The following is a 16,484-nucleotide window of genomic DNA, read 5'->3' as shown; positions in this document are numbered from 1 at the left end:
GTCCGGGTGGGTCGGGCCGAGGCGGTTGATGCTGTTGCTGACCGGGCCGCCGGGATAGCCGACCGAGGCGCTGACCCCCGAGGGTGCGGCCGCGGTGCTGGTCTGGCTGGTGTAATAGTTGAGCTCGCTGTAGGCCTGGATGGCCGGGTTTAGCTGCCAGGTGCCGCGCGCGAAGAAGCTGAGGTTTTCCTGCTTCGGTATGGCCTGGTTGTAGAGATTGTCGGCGTCGATCACGCAGCCGCCGCCGGGGTCGCCCTGCGGGTGCGAGGTGAAGCGCGAGCAGGCCGCAGCCGGGATCAAGGTGCCGCGGTTGACGAAATCGTCGGTCGAGCCGACCGGGCGCACGTTGCCGTTGATGGCGCTGCCGGCGGTGCCGCTGCCGGGAATGATGGCGCCGACGCCGCCGAGGCCCTGTTCCGACGAATAACCCCAGGGTCGCAGGTCGTCCTTGCCGATCCAGTCGCGGCTGGTCCGGTCGCGATACCAGATCGGATTGAACTTCTTGTATTCGACGCTGAACAGGAAGTTGTAGCGGTCGGTGTCGAGGTTGCCGTAGCCCGAGGTGATGGCGGCCGTGGTTTCGTGGCCGTCCCAGTACTTGGTGATGCCGCGCTCGGCGCGCATGGTGGTGCCGGTGTAGTCCTTGCGCAGGATGACGTTGACCACGCCGGCGATGGCGTCGGAACCGTAGATGGCCGAGGCGCCGTCCTTCAGGACCTCGATGCGGTCGACCGCGTCGCTGGGGATGATGTTGAGGTCGGAGAACTGCTTCTGGCCGTCATCGGCAAGGCCGTAGGGCGCCATGCGGCGGCCGTTCAGCAGCACCAGGGTCGAGGCCGCGCCCAGGCCGCGCAGGGAGATGCCGGAGGCGCCGGCCGCGAAGCCGGCGCCGAAGCTGGCCGGCACCGAGCCCTGGTTGTCGACCGCCAGGGTCTGCAGCAGCTCGGCCACGCTGGCCTTGCCGGACTTCTCGATGTCGGCGCGGTTCATGGTGATCACCGACGACGCCGTTTCGGCTTCGGAGCGGCGGATGTTCGAACCGGTGATCTCGACGCGGGGAACCGGCTTGGCCTCGGGAGCGGGCGCGGCTTCCTGGGCCAGGCCAGGGGCCGGCAGGGCGAGCAGGGCCAGGCCGACGGCGCCGCCCCCGGCGAACAGGCGGCGTATCGAGCGGGATAGTGGGGTTTCAGTCATGTCCAACTCCATTTAGAAGGAATAGCGTGCGCCCAGCTGGTAGTAGCGGCCGCGGGCGCCGGCATAGTCGAGCGGGTTGTAGGCCTGGGCGCCGTAGGTGAGGGGATCGAGCGGCGCGACCTTGTCGAACACGTTTTCGATCGAGCCGAAGATTTCCCATTTCGGCATCGGCTTCCAGCGCGCGACCAGGTCGAGCGTGGTGAAGGAGGCCAGTTCGCAGTCGCCGGGCGCGTCGGCGCCGTTCGCCAGGTGGCTGGCGCAATCCGGATCGTCCTTGAACAGCCGGTTGTCCAGCTTGCCGCGGAAGTTCACGTTGGCCGAGACCCGCCAGGCGTCGCGTTCCCAGCCGAGACGCAGGTTGGCGCGGTTGTCCGGCGTGCCGGTGCAGTTGGTAACGTCGCAGTTGCCGTGGGTGCCGGCAAAATCGCGCGAGCTGCCGTCCCGCTCGGTGCGGGTCCACTCGAACATGTGGGTGTACTTGATGTCGAAGGTGGCCATGCCCCAGTTGTCCGGCAGCCGGTGGGCGTAGCGGGCGTCGATGTCGAGCCCGCGCACCTTGGTCTGGGCCGAGTTGACGTAGCGCGTCAGCACCGCGGTGATGGCGCCGGGGTCGCCCGGGATGTTGCTGACGCTGGCCGGGTCGCGCACCACGCTGCCGGCGGCGATGGCCGCATCCACCTGGTCCTGGTTGATCTCGTTCTTGCGCTTGATGGTCCAGTAGTCGACCGAGATGCTGGTGCGCGGCAGCGGGTCCCAGATCATGCCCAGGTTGTAGCTGCGCGAGCGCTCCGGCGACAGGTCGGGATTGGGTGAGGTGATCAGGGCGATGGCGGCGGGATTGCAGACGCTGGTCACGCCGAGTGCGCAGCGCAGGGGATCGGCCGCCGTAGAAAAGGCAGCCAGTCCGCCGACGCCGTTCTCGGCCGGGCTCGGCGCGCGGAAGCCGCGGGCAAAGGTGCCGCGCAGGGCGAACTCGCGCATCGGGGTCCACTTCAGGCCGAATTTCGGGGTGTAGGAGTTGCCGACGTCGGTGAAATGGTCCCAGCGCAGCGCCGCCGAGGCTTCGATGTTGTAGGGCAGCGGCGCCAGGGCCTCGCCGTACAGCGCGAACACGTTGCGCTGGCCGGCATAGGCGGAATATCCCAGGCCGATGATGTTGCCGCGCTCGGTGCCGGAGGTCGGCTGCAGCTCCGTCTTCTCGTGGCGCCATTCGCCGCCGAGCGCCAGGCCCAGCGGGCCGGCCAGCCAAGGCATGCCGCCGAACTCGCGCGTGGCCTTGAAGTCCCACTGGCCGATCTTGCTGTTGGCGCGGTTGCCGATGGTGGGCGACAGGGCCGCGTACAGTTCCGGCGAGTTCAGGCCGGCGTTCTCGCCGATGCGCCAGACCGTACCGATCGGCAGGGCCGCATACGCCGGGCTGTTCAGCAGCGCGTTGGCGATGTTGGTGGGGCTCGGATCGAGCAGGGCGAAGGTGACGTCGCGCTGCAGGTAGCCGGTCCGGATGTTGTTCACGTGGCTGTGCGAGAACAGCAGCGAGCTGTCCCAGTCCCAGCCGAAATTGCTGCCCTTGGCGCCGCCCAGCCAGCGGATGAAGTTCGACTCGATGCCCGAACGGCGCGGACCGACGTCCCAGGCCAGGTAGCGCAGGCGCGCGGCGGTGCCGAAGTAGGGGTTGTCCGGGTGGGACGCGCCGAGCTGGACGCCGGCGTTGTTGACCGGCCCGCCGGGATAGCCCACCGATGTGCTGATTGCCGAGGGCGTGGTCGAGGTGTCGCTCTGGCTGGTGTACCAGTTCAGTTCGCTGTAGAGCTGGATGTCGGGCGTGAATTGCCAGGTGCCGCGTGTGAAGAAGCTCAGGTTTTCCTGCTTGGGCTCGATCTGGTTGTATTCCTGGGTCGAGTCGATGATGCAGCCGCCGCCGGGATCGCCCTGCGGGTGCGAGGTCAGGTTGGCGCAGGCCGCGCCCGGGAAGGTCCGGGTGAAGCCGGGTCCGGCCAGGTTGCCGCGGTTGTAGTAGTTGGCGATGTCGGCCGGATTGCGCACGTTGCCGTTGATGGCGTTGCCGGCCGCGCCGCTGTTCGGCACGATGGCGCCGGTGCCGCCCAGCGCCTCGTTGGCCGAATAGCCCCAGGGCCGCAGGTCGATGCGGCCGATGTAGTCGCGGTCGGCGCGGTCGCGGTACCAGATTTCGTCGAACTTCTTGTACTCGAGGCTGAACAGCAGGTTGTAGCGGTCGGTGTCGAGGTTGCCGAAGCCCTGGGTGTACGCGACATTGGTGCGCTTGCCGTCCCAGTCCTGGGTCGCGCCGCGCGAGGCGCGTATCGTGGTGCCGGTGTAGTCCTTGCGCAGGATGACGTTGACCACGCCGGCGATGGCGTCGGAGCCGTAGATGGCCGAGGCGCCGTCCTTCAGCACCTCGATGCGGTCGACGGCGTCGCTGGGGATCACGTTGAGGTCGGAGAACTGCTTCTGGCCGTCGTCGGCAAGGCCGTAGGGCGCCATGCGGCGGCCGTTCAGCAGCACCAGGGTCGAGGCCGCACCCAGGCCGCGCAGGGAGATGCCGGAGGCGCCGGAGGCGAAGCCGTTGCCGAAGGTGGTCGGTACCGAGCCCTGGTTGTCGACCGCCAGGGTCTGCAGCAGTTCGGCGACGGTGGCCTTGCCGGATTTTTCGATGTCGGCGCGGTTCACGGCGATGACCGACGAGGCGGTCTCGGCTTCCGAGCGGCGGATGTTCGAGCCGGTGATCTCGACGCGCTGGATCTTGGGCGCGGGCGCGGCCTCCTGCGCCGCGGCCGGCGCCGGCAAGGCGAGCAGGGCCAGGCCGACGGCGCCGCCACCGGCGAACAGACGGCGCACGGATAGGGATATAGGGGTTTCAGTCATGTCCAACTCCAGTGGCTATGGGGATCCCTGCCGGATTGGCCGGGGCATGCCGCGACTTTTGCATTCCAACGGCATAAGCGACTGACATCCCTCAACCGTCTCTGGGAGACCCCGGAACGGTGTCGGATTCATGCAACCGGATCGCCTGTAAGGACATTCGCATCCGACGGCGTGTTGCGGATAAAGCGCTTGCCAATGCTCATATATTGTTGTTATAGTCAGTCGGACCATCCCGGACGACACCATGCGCCACACTGCCTCCTTTACCTTTTATTTTTGGTTTAGCCATTCCAGCCCAACGGCGGTGGAGTAGCGGCAGGTTCACGCGACAGCAGAACGAAGTCCGACGCAAAATTCCAGAAAAACCGCCAGCGATGGCGGTTTTTTCATTTACAGAACGGAGAACAGCAATGCCACGTACCGACGATTTACGCATCCGCGAAATGAAGGAACTGACGCCGCCGGCGCACCTGATCCGCGAGTTTCCGGTGACGCCGGCGGCCGAGCAGACCGCGGCCGCCGCGCGCGTGGCGCTGCACCGCATCCTGCACGGCCAGGACGACCGCCTGCTGGTGGTGATCGGCCCGTGCTCGATCCACGATACGAAGGCGGCCATGGAGTACGCGCGCCGCCTGGCCGAGCAGCGCACGCGCTTTGCCGGCGAGCTGGAGATCGTGATGCGGGTGTACTTCGAGAAGCCGCGCACCACGGTCGGCTGGAAGGGTCTGATCAACGACCCCTACATGGACAACAGCTTCCGCATCAACGACGGCCTGCGCATGGCGCGCGAGCTGCTGCGCGACATCAACGAGCTGGGCCTGCCGGCCGGCACCGAGTTCCTCGACGTGATCAGCCCGCAGTACATCGCCGACCTGGTGAGCTGGGGCGCGATCGGCGCCAGGACCACCGAGTCGCAGGTGCACCGCGAGCTGGCTTCCGGCCTGTCCTGCCCGGTCGGCTTCAAGAACGGCACCGACGGCAACATCAAGATCGCAGCCGACGCCATCAAGGCGGCCTCGCAGCCTCACCACTTCCTGTCGGTGACCAAGGGCGGCCATTCGGCGATCGTGTCGACCGCGGGCAACGAGGACTGCCACATCATCCTGCGCGGCGGAAAAGCGCCGAACTACGACGCCGCTAGCGTCGAGGACGCCTGCAAGCAACTGGCCGCCAACGGCCTGGCCAGCCGCCTGATGATCGACGCCTCGCACGCGAACTCGAGCAAGAACCCGCAGAACCAGGTGCCGGTGTGCGCCGACATCGCCGGCCAGATAGCAAGCGGCGACGACCGCATCGTCGGCGTGATGGTCGAGTCCCACCTGGTGGCGGGGCGCCAGGACCTGGTGCCGGGGCAGGAGCTGACCTACGGCCAGTCGGTGACCGACGGCTGCATCGACTGGGAGACCAGTGTCGGCGTGCTGGAGGGATTGGCGGCGGCGGTGCGCCAGCGGCGGGTGCGCCAGGAGTAAGTCCTTATCGACAACAATCAGGCGGGCAGCTTGCGGCGGCGCTGCAGGCGGATGCCGGCCAGGCCCATGCCCAGCAGCGCCAGCGTTGCCGGCTCGGGCACGTCGCCAGTGTCGCCGACCGTGATCGCTGCGCCGGTATTGTCGTAGGTGTAGCTCGCCAGGATTTGCTCGCCGCCCTGATAGTTAATGGTGAGATAGCCGAAATAGTTACCGATCGATGTGTTACGAACGGCCAGGTAGTTAGCACCAGCTAGCGTATTCGCGACTGGGGTGTAGCCATAGGTGTGGGATACCCAGTTGAGCGAACCATCGACGACCGAACCAGCGTTGACCCATGCTGACTGGAAACTGGTAGCAAAACTTTCGCCATTGATGTAGGTCTGGTTCGGGGTGCAGCAGTCACGGGCCAGACCGAGATCGTTCACAGCGTCGCCATCCAGGTCGTACAGTTTAAAGCCTGATGGTGGCAGGATTGCGTCAATGTTGGAAGTGATGATGGCTGCCGATGCCATAGTCGACGCGAACAAGGTCGATACGAGGACTGCTGCGGTAAGTGCTTTCATGGTAATCCCTAATTTATGAGTGGCAGAAGCGAATTGCTGACCAAAGGTGAACAACACCGCGTTATAAGCAAAAGCAATGCCAGGCACGTATTTACTTAAAAAAACAAGAAGTTAAAAACCCCTGGCGTCTAAATCTTTAACTTCTGTAAGATTTATCGACAGCAATACAATAAAAAACGGCGAACCGAGGTTCGCCGTTTTGCCAAGCACCGAACCCCGCCTTCGCGGGGGCGACGCCGATGAAGCGCGGGGTTGCCGCGCTGCTGACTTACATCGTCCAGCGCAGGCCGGCCTTGAAGTAGCGGCCGATGGCGCCGCTGGCGTCCATCGGGTTGTAGCTCATGCCGCCGTAGGTCAGCGGATCGAGCGGCGCGATCTTGTCGAACAGGTTCTGGATCGAGCCGTAGATCTGCAGCTGGCGGGTCACGTTGTAGCGTGCCGACAGGTCCAGGGTGGTGAACGAGGCCAGGCGGCAGTTGCCCGGTGCGGCCGAACCGTTCGCGAAGCTCGAGGCGCACTTGTCGCCGGCGAAGTACACGTTCTGCATGTCGGCGCGGTAGTTGGCGGTCGCGGTCACGTTCAGCTTGTTACTGTAGTCCCACGAGGCGCTGGCGCTGATCTTGTCCTTCGGCGTACCGGCGCAGTTCGAGGTGTCGCAGTTGCCGTGGGTGCCGGCGTACTGGAAGCGCGTGCCGCTCTTCTCGGCGCGCACCCACGAAGCGATGTGGGTCCAGGTCAGGCCGAACACGGCGCGGCCGTAATCGCCCAGGCGGACGCGCTGCTTGACGTCGACGTCCACGCCCTTGATCTCGGTGAAGCTCGAGTTCTGGTACGGTGCGTTCGACAGCAGCAGGGTGCCGGTGTTCGGGATCGCGACGCCGTTCACGACCAGGTTGTTGTCGTTGCGGATCGCGGTCGGCAGGGCGGCTGCTTCGACGTAGGACAGCGGGTTGATCTCGTTTTCACGGCGGATCTTGAAGCCGTCGAAGGACAGGCTGGTGTTGGCCAGCGGATCCCAGACCATGCCCAGGGTGTAGCCCTTCGAGGTTTCAGGCTGCAGATTCGGGTTGCCGACCTTGACGGCGCCGATCGAGATCGCGCAGTCGGCCGCGGTGGCGCCACCGGCTGCCGGGACGTTGTTCGGGCAGCGGACCGGATCGCGCACCGAGGAGCTGCCGGTGCTCTGGGAGTCCGTGCCTGCCTCGGCCGGGCCCGGAGCGCGGAAGCCTTCCGAGTAGGTGCCGCGCAGGGCGAAGGTCTTCAGCGGGGTCCACTTGGCGCCCACTTTCGGGGTGGTCGACGAGAAGTTCTTGTACTTGTCGTAGCGGACCGCACCGGTCAGTTCGACGGTCGGGATCACCGGCGCGGCGACTTCCAGGAAGACTGCCGAGATGTTCTGGTCACCCTTGGCGGCCACGTAGGAGGCGTTGATCGAGCCATCCGAGGTGCCCGACAGCGACGGGTTGTCCAGCTTCTCGCGGCGGTGCTCGGCGCCGAAGGCCAGGCCCAGGCCGCCGCCCGGCAGCTGCATCAGCTCGCGCGAGGCCTTGAAGTCGACGATGTCGAGCTGGGTGGTCGAGTGCGAGGTCGCGTTCGTCACCATCGCGGCGTACAGCGAGGCCGGGTTCTTGCTGGCCTGGGTGCCGATGTAGTACGGGAAGTACTGGCTGGCCGGGTTGCCCAGGGCAGCTTGCAGTACCTTCATGTTGATCATGTTGCTGTAGTTCAGGTCCAGCTCGGACTTCGAGTGCAGGTAGGCGGTGTCGAAGTCCCAGCCGAATTTCTGGCCCTTGAGGCCGACCACGATGCGGCTGAAGGCGTTGTCGACGGCGCGGGTCTGCGGGCCGACGTCGAACATCGAGTAGCGCAGGCGCACGTCGGCGCCGTACGGGTTCTGCGGATGCGCGGCTGACACCAGGATCGAGTTGCCGTAGGTGATCACGCCGGTCGGGCTGGCCGCGTTCGGCGGGAAGGCGACGGTCGAGCTGGTGGCCGACGGGGTCAGGGTGAACGAGGTGTCGCGCTTGGAGTAGCCGGCTTCCGCGTACAGCTGCAGGCCGCCGTCCAGGTTGCGGGTAGCACGCGCGTACAGGTTGAAGCCGTCGATTGCCGGCTGCATCGAGCGGAACTGGTCCTGGTACCACAGGCAGCCGCCGGCCGGGTCCTGGTTCACGACCGGCGAGAACTGCGAGCAGCCCGGCAGCGAGACGTAGTTGCCGGTCTTCGGATCGCGCAGCGCGCCGGCCGGGGTCGGGCTGGAAGCGCCCGGGGTGATGTAGCCGCCGGCGAACTGGGTGTTCGCGGCATAGCCCCACGGACGGATGTCGCCCTGGCCGATCCACTTGCGGCCGGCGCGGTCCTTGTTCATCAGTTCGTGGTTGCTGTAGATCTCGACGTTGGTCATGACGTTGTAGCCGTCATTGTCCAGGTCGCCCTTGCCCCAGGTCAGGGTGCCCTTGGCCATCTCGGCGTCGCGGTAGCGCGATTCGCCGAGCTCGACCTTGGTCACCAGGCCGGTGAAGTCCTTGCGCAGGATGATGTTGACCACGCCGGCGATCGCATCGGCGCCATAGGTCGAGGAGGCGCCGTCCTTCAGGATCTCGATGCGTTCCACCGCTTCCATCGGCACGGTCGACAGGTCGGTGAAGCTCTTCTGGCCGTCGTCGGCGCGCGCGAACGGGGCCATGCGGCGGCCGTTCAGCAGCACAAGGGTCGAGGTGGCGCCCAGGCCGCGCAGCGAGATCGCGGTCGAACCGGCGGCGAAGCCGTTGCCGAAACCGGTCGGCAGCGAACCGGCGCCGTCGGCGGTCAGGGTCTGCAGGTATTCGGCGACGGTGCCCTTGCCGGACTTGACCAGGTCTTCACGGCTGATGACCTGGACCGGCGAGGCGGTTTCGGCGGTGGCGCGCTTGATGCTCGAACCGGTGACTTCCACGCGCTGCATCGGGGCGGATGCGGTCTCCTGCGCGTAGGCGGCGACGCCCACGGCCGCGTAGGCGAGGGCGAAGGTGACTGCTTGGGCTACAGCTTTTCTTTTCAACATTGCTACTCCAAGAAATGGTCTGAAGATTGGACTACAAATACATATGCTTTTCTTGCAATTTTTGGCATGCATATGCCAAGAAGTACGAGCACTAGATGTAACCAATTGGCGTTCAGTGAAAATTTAGAATGTTTTCACTTAACGGGCTCATCAAAACACCTGGCTTCACATAGTGTCAATATGATTCATACGTGGCATTGCAAAAATGCCACAGTTGTATTGCTATTCCCCTCGCGCTGGCGGGAGATTTTTTTTCTGCAACAGGTGCGTTCTGGTCTATAGTTTTGTTTTTCATCCGGAATCACCGATGTTTGCTTATATCCTCCGGCGGCTATGGCAGATGCTGCCGACCATGGCCGGCGTCGTGGTGCTGGTTTTTGTCCTGTTCAACTGGGTCGGCGGCGATCCGTCTTACCTGCTGGCGGGGAAGATGGCGGATGCGCAGGCGATCGCCAACATCCGCACGCAGCTGGGCCTGGACCAGCCCTGGTACGTGCAGCTCGGGATCTTCGTCAGGCAAATCCTGAGCTTCGACTTCGGCAATGCCTGGAGCACCGGCGAGCCGGTCTCGCACATCCTGTCGACCAGGCTGGGGCCCTCGCTGACGGTGCTGGTGCCGCTGACGGTGCTGGAGACCCTGATCGGGATCGCGCTGGCGCTGGCCATTGCCTTCGTCCGCGGCTCGCTGACCGACCGCATGGTGATGGTCGCCTGCACGGTCGGCATGTCGATCTCGATCCTGGTCTACATCATCGTGTTCCAGTACGGCCTGGCCTATAAGCTCGGCCTGTTCCCGGTGCAGGGCTGGGGCGACCACTTCCTGGAAAACCTGCTGCGCTACGCCACGCTGCCGATCCTGATCGGCCTGACGGTGTCGGTGGCGCCGACCCTGCGCCTGTTCCGCAGCTTCGTGCTGGACGAAGTGGGCCAGGACTATGTGCGCACCGCGCGCGCCAAGGGCCTGTCAGAGCGCCGCATCGTCTGGGTGCACGTGCTGCGCAATGCCGCCATCCCCATCATCACCTACGTCATGGCCAACCTGCCGGCGCTGCTGATCGGCGCCTTCCTGCTGGAGCGCTTTTTCGGCATCCCGGGCATCGGGCGCGAAGTGATCCTGGCGGTCGAGCGCAGCGACTTCCCGGTGATCAAGGCGATCACGGTTTACGTGGCCGCGGCGACCATGCTGTTCAACCTGCTGGCGGACTTGATGTACCAGGCGGTGGATCCGCGGGTTCAGCTGAAGTAAGCAGCTCAAATGAGTATTTGAATGAATCAAACGATCGAAAATGTGTCGCCCGGCCTGTGGGCGCTCGCCTGGCGGCGTCTGCGTGCCGACCGCGTCGCGATGGCTGCGCTGGCGGTGGTGATCCTGTTCCTGCTGTCGGTGCTGCTGTCCGCTACCGGCCTGGTGGCTGCCGACTGGGAGGATGAGGTGGCGGTGAACTATGCGCCGCCTGGTTTTATCGGTCCCGATCCCGCGCTGGCGGCCCTGAGCCGGCCGCCCGCGCCCACGCCGCCGAATGCCTTCGATCCGCTGGCTTCCGATCTGGCTGCGCTGAAGGCCGAGCTGGCTTCGCATGGCCATGCCGCGCAGGTGGTGAAGGCATCGACCTTGCCCTTCGGCGCCGACAAATGGGGCCACGACATCGTCAAGAAGACCATCAAGGGCGGCCAGACCTCGATCGTGGTCGGTCTGGTGGCGGCCGTGGTGGCGGTGGCGCTGGGGACCCTGTTCGGCGCCATCTCCGGTTTCTACGGCGGCAAGGTCGACGATTTGTTCAACTGGTTCTACAGCATCTTCACTTCGATCCCCTCGATCCTGATGATCCTGACGGTGGCTGCGGTGCTGCAGACCAAGGGCGTGCTGACCATCGTGCTGATCCTGGGCCTGACCGGCTGGACCGGGCCTTACCGCCTGATCCGCGCCGAGTACATCAAGCACAAGGCGCGCGAGTACGTGATGGCGGCGGACGCGATCGGCGCTTCTTCCTGGCGGCGCATGTTCTCGCACATCCTGCCGAATGTCTCGCACGTGGCGCTGGTGCAGATGTCGATCCTGGTGGTCGGCTTCATCAAGGCCGAAGTCATCCTGTCCTTCCTGGGCTTCGGCGTGCCGGTGGGCGTGGTGTCCTGGGGCAGCATGTTGAACGAGGCGCAGAATGAACTCATCCTCGGCAAGTGGTGGCAGCTGGCAGCGGCGGCCACTGCGATGGCCCTGCTGGTGACGGCATTTTCCCTGTTTGCCGATGCGCTGCGCGATGCGCTCGATCCGAAATTGAAGTGAGTTCCAGATGACGCTTGATCAGCCCTTGCCTGACGTACTGCTTGAGGTGCGCGATTTGCGCGTTTCCTTCCGCATCGATAAGAAGCGGACCTTCGAAGCCGTCAAAGGCATCTCCTTCAGCCTGCCGAAGAACGCCACCGTGGCCCTGGTGGGCGAATCCGGCAGCGGCAAGTCGGTCAGCTCGCTGGCGGTGATGGGCCTGCTGCCGGTCGAGACCACGATCATGCACGAGGGCTCCTCGATCCGCTTCGACGGTCGTGAGCTGCTGGGCCAGTCCATCGAGGCGCGGCGCAAGCTGTGCGGGAAGGACATCGCGATGATCTTCCAGGAGCCGATGTCCTCGCTGAACCCGGTGTTCACGGTCGGTTTCCAGATCGGCGAAGTGCTGCGCCAGCACCTGGGCATGGACAAGCGCCAGGCGCGTGCCCGCACGCTCGAGCTGCTGGACGAAGTCGGCATTCCCGACCCTGCGGCCAAGATCGACGCCTACCCGAGCCAGATGTCGGGCGGCCAGCAGCAGCGCGTGATGATCGCAATGGCGATCGCCTGTGAGCCGCGCCTGCTGATTGCCGACGAGCCGACCACGGCGCTGGACGTGACCATCCAGAAGCAGATCATGGAGCTGATCGCGCGCCTGCAGAAGAAGCACCAGATGTCGGTGCTGTTCATCACCCACGACCTGGGGCTGGTGGGCGAGATTGCCGACCGCGTGATCGTGATGCGGCATGGCGAGGTGCGGGAGGAGGGGGCTGCATCTCAGGTTCTTGGCCAGCCGGCCGATGCTTATACGCGCGCGCTGCTGCATTGCCGGCCGAAGCTGGACGAGCGGCCGGTGCGGCTGCCGGTCATCGACGATTATCTGAGCGGGCGTTTTACGGCGGACGCCGAGCTGCCGCAGCGTGCGCGGGGCTATGCTGCGTCGGATGACAATGTCCTGGAAGTGCGCGGGCTGGCGAAGAGTTTTTATCTGCGCGAAGGCCTGTTCGGCAAGCGCGAGTTCAAGGCGGTGAAGGACGTCTCGTTCACCCTGCCGCGCGGGAAGACCCTGGGCGTGGTCGGCGAATCGGGTTCCGGCAAGACCACGGTCGGCCTGACCCTGCTGCGCCTGCACCGCGCCACCGGCGGCAGCGCCCTGTTCGAAGGCCGCGACCTGCTGGCGATGAGCGACCGCGAGTACCAGGCCTATAAGCGCCGGATCCAGATCATCTTCCAGAATCCCTATGCCTCGCTGAACCCGCGCTTCACGGTGGGCCAGATTCTGCTGGAACCGATGCGCATCCACCGCATCGGCGCGAACGATACCGAGCGGGTCGAGCATGCGCATTACCTGTTGAAGCGGGTCGGACTGCCGGAGCAGGCCTTCCACCGCTATCCGCACGAATTCTCGGGCGGCCAGCGCCAGCGCATCGCCATCGCGCGCTGCCTGACGATGAAGCCGGAGATCCTGGTGTGCGACGAGTCGGTGTCGGCACTGGACGTGTCGGTCCAGGCCCAGGTGCTGAACCTGCTGCAGGACCTGCAGGACGAGTACAAGATGAGCTACATCTTCATCTCGCACGACCTGTCGGTGGTGAAGTACATCTCCGACCGCGTGATGGTCATGCATCACGGCAGCGTGGTCGAAATGGCCGACTCGGACGAGCTCTACCGCAACCCCCAGCACCCCTACACCCAAACCCTGCTCGCCGCCATTCCACGCGGCGCCTGAAAATTCGGGGTCGGAAAATTCGGGGTCAGAGCACTTTTTGGCGAAAATTCGGGGTCAGAGCACTTTTTGTTATCTCGATAATAGGGTCGATCTGGCCGGAAGCTCGGCGAACAGGAAAGGTCGGCCGGGTTTCAAAATATCGCTCTGACCCCGAATTTTTCGAGAAATGTGCTCTGACCCCGAATTACCGATAACATACCGGCATGGCCCAGCTGTCCCACCTCATTACTACGTATGGCGCGTTGATCGTGTTCGGCGTCGTGCTGCTCGAGCAGATCGGCCTGCCGATTCCCGCGTTTCCGGTGCTGATCATTGCGGGGGCGCTGGCGGTGGACAAGGGCGCAAACTGGCCGCTGTTCCTGGCGGCCAGCGTCGTGGCCTGCCTGATCAGCGACTTTTTCTGGTTCCGCGCCGGCCGCTTCTACGGCAAGCGCGTGCTGCGCCTGCTGTGCAAGATTTCGCTGTCGCCGGATTCCTGCGTCAGCCAGACCGAAGACAATTTCACGCGCTGGGGCGCCAAGTCCCTGGTGGTGGCCAAGTTCATCCCCGGCTTCAACACAATCGCGCCGCCGCTGGCCGGCGCCATGGGCACCACCACCCAGCGCTTCTTCTGGCTGTCGGTGGCGGGCGGCCTGCTGTGGAGCGGCGTGGGCATGGGCCTGGGCGCCTGGTTCCACGGCAGCGTCGACGATGTCATCGGCTGGTTCGAGACCCTCGGCAGCACCGCGCTGATGGTGGTGGGCGCCTTGTTGGCCCTGTTCGTGTTGCTCAAGTACATAGAGCGCCGCCGCAACCTCGGCGCCGCCGACCTGCCGCGCATCACCGCCGAGGAACTCAAGGGGCTGCTCGAAGCCGGCCACGACCCGCTGATCGTCGACGCCCGCGGCGTCACCGCGCGCCAGCTGGAAGAGGGCATTCCGGGCGCGCTCATCTATGGCGACGAAAAACCCGAGCGGCTGATGGCCACCCTCGACCGCGAGCGCCACATCGTGGTCTATTGCACCTGCCCGAACGACGTCACCGCGGCCCAGGTCGCGAAAACCTTCGTCGCCAACGGTTTTCATCGCGCGCGCCCGCTGCGCGGCGGCCTCGACGCCTGGAACGCCCAGTGCGCCGCGGCCAAGCCGGAAGCCGAACTCAGGCCGAAAGCCGGCTGAATCGCCCCCTGGCTTGGTAGCTCGACTACTCGCCATTTGTGGCGCTTTTGCGCCCAATTCCCAGCGCATCGCAGGTCTATGTACCTAAACTACAATAAACGCTTGCGCGCAAGCCAATAAATCCTTAAGCTTCTGGAATCTGTTTCCGAGCATTCGCCATGACCGTTGCACCTGCATCCTCCGCTCTCCAGCCATCCGCCGCGTCCGTGACCCCGCTTGCCGCTCACGCCAGCCCGTGCCTGCTCGCCGACATCGGCGGCACCAATGCGCGCTTCGCGCTGGAACTGGGCCCGGGCCGCGTCAACCACATCGAGGTGCTGGCCTGCAGCGCTTATCCGACCATCGGCGATGCGATGCGCGCCTATCTCGCTCTGCCGGAAGTGGCTGCAGCCGGTGCGGTGCGCCATGCGGCGATCGCCATCGCCAACCCGGTGATGGGCGACATGGTGCGCATGACCAATCACCACTGGGAATTCTCGATCGAAGCCCTGCGCCGCGAGTGCGGCTTCGATACCTTTGTCGTGGTCAACGATTTCGAGGCGCTGGCGATGGCGCTGCCCTGGCTGCTCGACAGCGACAAGGTGCAGGTCGGCGGCGGTGCGCCGGTGACGGGCGCGCCGATCGGCCTGCTGGGCGCCGGCACCGGCCTCGGCGTGTCGGGCCTGGTCCCGGCCCCGGATGGCAAGAGCTGGACCGCGCTGCGCAGCGAAGGCGGCCACGTCACCTTTTCGCCGGCCAACGAGACCGAAGTCGCGATCCTGCAATACGCATGGCGCGAATTCGAGCACGTGTCGGCCGAGCGCCTGCTGTCCGGCGCCGGCGTCGAGCTGATCTACCGCGCGCTGGCCGACTACCGCAAGGTGGCGGCCGAGCCGCTGGACGCGCCGGAAATCTCGCGCCGCGCCCTGGCCGGCGAATGCGCGATCTGCGAGGAAGTCGTCGAAGTCTTCTGCGGCATGCTGGGCACGGTGGCCGGCAACCTGGCCGTCACCCTCGGCGCGCAGGGCGGCGTCTATATTGGCGGCGGCATCGTGCCGCGCCTGGGCGAACGCTTCGCGCGCTCCTGCTTCCGCCGCCGTTTCGAGCAGAAGGGCCGCTTCGCCGGCTACCTGGCGGCCGTTCCCACCTATGTGATCACGGCCGAGTATCCGGCCTTCCTGGGCGTTTCCGCGATCCTGGCCGAGCGCCTCGGCGCTTGAGCGGGCGCAGGCCGGCCGCCCGCCGCGCGTTCCTCTGCGCGCGGCATCGCCCTTTCCGGGTTTTATCGGGTACAATGGCCGCCAATTGGTAGAAACGATGTCGTACGCTTGCCTGGCACGCCCTGGAGCCTGGCCTCCTTAGCCTGGTTTCCTCCCTGCGCCAGCAGCCCGTTTCTCCTGAAAGTCAATCTTTGCAGCCCGCTTGCCGTCGGGCTGCCGCGTAGCGGCCCCTGAGGCTTCTACGGTACTCCGCCCGGTGCTCCCCACCTGGCCACGGAACCCAGTTTCAACGCTACTGTCTCATCCGGGGGCGTAAGCCGTTGAGCGGTTTGTATGTGATTTTTTCTATGGTGTTATGAACACTGATGAGGCCAAGAAGGTCCTCGAGACCGCCTTGCTGTGCGCACGCGAGCCGCTGACCATCCACGGCATGAAGAAACTGTTTGCCGACGTGGATGCGAACGGCCGGCAGCTTGGCGCGGGCGTGGGCGCCGACACGATCAAGATTCTGCTGGAAGAACTGCGCCAGGACTGGCAGGACCGCGGCATCGAGATCGTCAGCCTGGCATCCGGCTGGCGCTTCCAGAGCCGGCCCGAAATGAAGCCTTACCTGGACCGGATCGCATCGGAAAAACCGCCGAAATACTCGCGCGCAACGCTGGAAACGCTGGCGATCATCGCCTACCGCCAGCCGGTCACGCGCGGCGATATCGAAGAAATCCGCGGAGTGGCCGTCAACTCGCAGACGATCAAGATGCTGGAAGACCGGGGCTGGATCGACGTGCTCGGCCACCGCGAGGTGCCGGGACGGCCGGCCCTGCTGGGCACGACCCGGCAATTTCTCGACGACCTGGGCCTGGCCTCGCTGTCGCAGCTGCCACCGTTGCAGCAGGTGGGAGACGGCACCGAAGGGCGCAGCCTGGCAGCGCTGGAAGCGGCCCTGCAACAATTTGATGAACACGAACCTGCGCCCGCAACCGGCGA

At 65.2% G+C, this 16,484-nt stretch carries 10 protein-coding genes and 1 pseudogene; 7 read left to right on the top strand and 4 right to left on the bottom strand.

Going from position 1 to position 16,484, the window contains the following annotated elements; genetic code table 11:
- On the bottom strand, positions 1–1,194 hold a 1,194-nt coding region (locus LQV39_RS17795), incomplete at its 3' end, for a TonB-dependent receptor (protein ID WP_230027472.1).
- 12 nt (positions 1,195–1,206) lie between these two features.
- The gene (locus LQV39_RS17790) at positions 1,207–4,077 is read right to left on the bottom strand and encodes a TonB-dependent receptor (RefSeq protein WP_230027471.1); all 2,871 of its coding nucleotides are present in this window, start codon (positions 4,075–4,077) and stop codon (positions 1,207–1,209) included.
- A 410-nt stretch (positions 4,078–4,487) separates the two neighbouring features.
- Here LQV39_RS17790 and aroG point away from each other — a divergent pair, with 410 nt between their 5' ends.
- Positions 4,488–5,546: a 3-deoxy-7-phosphoheptulonate synthase AroG gene (gene aroG, locus LQV39_RS17785; RefSeq protein WP_230027470.1), complete on the top strand. Its 1,059-nt coding sequence runs from the start codon at positions 4,488–4,490 to the stop codon at positions 5,544–5,546.
- 17 nt (positions 5,547–5,563) lie between these two features.
- On the opposite strand, the gene LQV39_RS17780 is transcribed toward aroG, so the two are convergent.
- On the bottom strand, positions 5,564–6,109 hold the full coding sequence (locus LQV39_RS17780) for a PEP-CTERM sorting domain-containing protein (RefSeq protein ID WP_230027469.1): 546 nt from the start codon (positions 6,107–6,109) through the stop codon (positions 5,564–5,566).
- Positions 6,110–6,377: 268 nt separating this feature from the next.
- A complete protein-coding gene (locus tag LQV39_RS17775; protein WP_230027468.1) occupies positions 6,378–9,152 on the bottom strand; it encodes a TonB-dependent receptor in 2,775 nt (924 codons plus the stop codon).
- Positions 9,153–9,459: 307 nt separating this feature from the next.
- Between LQV39_RS17775 and LQV39_RS17770 the strand changes: the two genes are divergently transcribed.
- From LQV39_RS17770 to scpB, 6 genes and pseudogenes are all read left to right on the top strand, one after another.
- Positions 9,460–10,398 carry an ABC transporter permease gene (locus tag LQV39_RS17770; RefSeq protein WP_230027467.1) on the top strand — a complete coding sequence of 313 codons (939 nt, stop codon included), beginning with the start codon at positions 9,460–9,462 and terminating at the stop codon, positions 10,396–10,398.
- A 21-nt stretch (positions 10,399–10,419) separates the two neighbouring features.
- Positions 10,420–11,436 (top strand): ABC transporter permease, encoded by a 1,017-nt coding sequence (locus LQV39_RS17765; protein ID WP_230027466.1) that lies wholly within the window; start codon positions 10,420–10,422, stop codon positions 11,434–11,436.
- A gap of 7 nt (positions 11,437–11,443) precedes the next feature.
- Positions 11,444–13,144 (top strand): ABC transporter ATP-binding protein, encoded by a 1,701-nt coding sequence (locus tag LQV39_RS17760; protein WP_230027465.1) that lies wholly within the window; start codon positions 11,444–11,446, stop codon positions 13,142–13,144.
- A 203-nt stretch (positions 13,145–13,347) separates the two neighbouring features.
- Positions 13,348–14,301, top strand: a complete 954-nt coding sequence (locus LQV39_RS17755) for a DedA family protein/thiosulfate sulfurtransferase GlpE (RefSeq protein WP_230027464.1) — start codon at positions 13,348–13,350, stop codon at positions 14,299–14,301.
- Positions 14,302–14,459: 158 nt separating this feature from the next.
- Positions 14,460–15,500: a glucokinase gene (locus LQV39_RS17750; protein ID WP_230027463.1), complete on the top strand. Its 1,041-nt coding sequence runs from the start codon at positions 14,460–14,462 to the stop codon at positions 15,498–15,500.
- 355 nt (positions 15,501–15,855) lie between these two features.
- Positions 15,856–16,479, top strand: a pseudogene (scpB, locus tag LQV39_RS17745) (SMC-Scp complex subunit ScpB); the annotation flags it as partial.
- Between the last annotated feature and the right edge of the window lie 5 nt (positions 16,480–16,484).

The sequence above is a fragment of the Massilia sp. Bi118 genome (assembly GCF_918697865.1).
GTDB lineage: Bacteria > Pseudomonadota > Gammaproteobacteria > Burkholderiales > Burkholderiaceae_D > Telluria.
This window is presented reverse-complemented; position numbering and strand designations above follow the sequence as displayed.

Coding starts and splice junctions, on each gene's coding strand:
- LQV39_RS17790 (WP_230027471.1), bottom strand. CDS start 4,077: ATGACTGAAACCCCTATATCCCTATCCGTGCGCCGTCTGTTCGCCGGT.
- aroG (WP_230027470.1), top strand. CDS start 4,488: ATGCCACGTACCGACGATTTACGCATCCGCGAAATGAAGGAACTGACG.
- LQV39_RS17780 (WP_230027469.1), bottom strand. CDS start 6,109: ATGAAAGCACTTACCGCAGCAGTCCTCGTATCGACCTTGTTCGCGTCG.
- LQV39_RS17775 (WP_230027468.1), bottom strand. CDS start 9,152: ATGTTGAAAAGAAAAGCTGTAGCCCAAGCAGTCACCTTCGCCCTCGCC.
- LQV39_RS17770 (WP_230027467.1), top strand. CDS start 9,460: ATGTTTGCTTATATCCTCCGGCGGCTATGGCAGATGCTGCCGACCATG.
- LQV39_RS17765 (WP_230027466.1), top strand. CDS start 10,420: ATGAATCAAACGATCGAAAATGTGTCGCCCGGCCTGTGGGCGCTCGCC.
- LQV39_RS17760 (WP_230027465.1), top strand. CDS start 11,444: ATGACGCTTGATCAGCCCTTGCCTGACGTACTGCTTGAGGTGCGCGAT.
- LQV39_RS17755 (WP_230027464.1), top strand. CDS start 13,348: ATGGCCCAGCTGTCCCACCTCATTACTACGTATGGCGCGTTGATCGTG.
- LQV39_RS17750 (WP_230027463.1), top strand. CDS start 14,460: ATGACCGTTGCACCTGCATCCTCCGCTCTCCAGCCATCCGCCGCGTCC.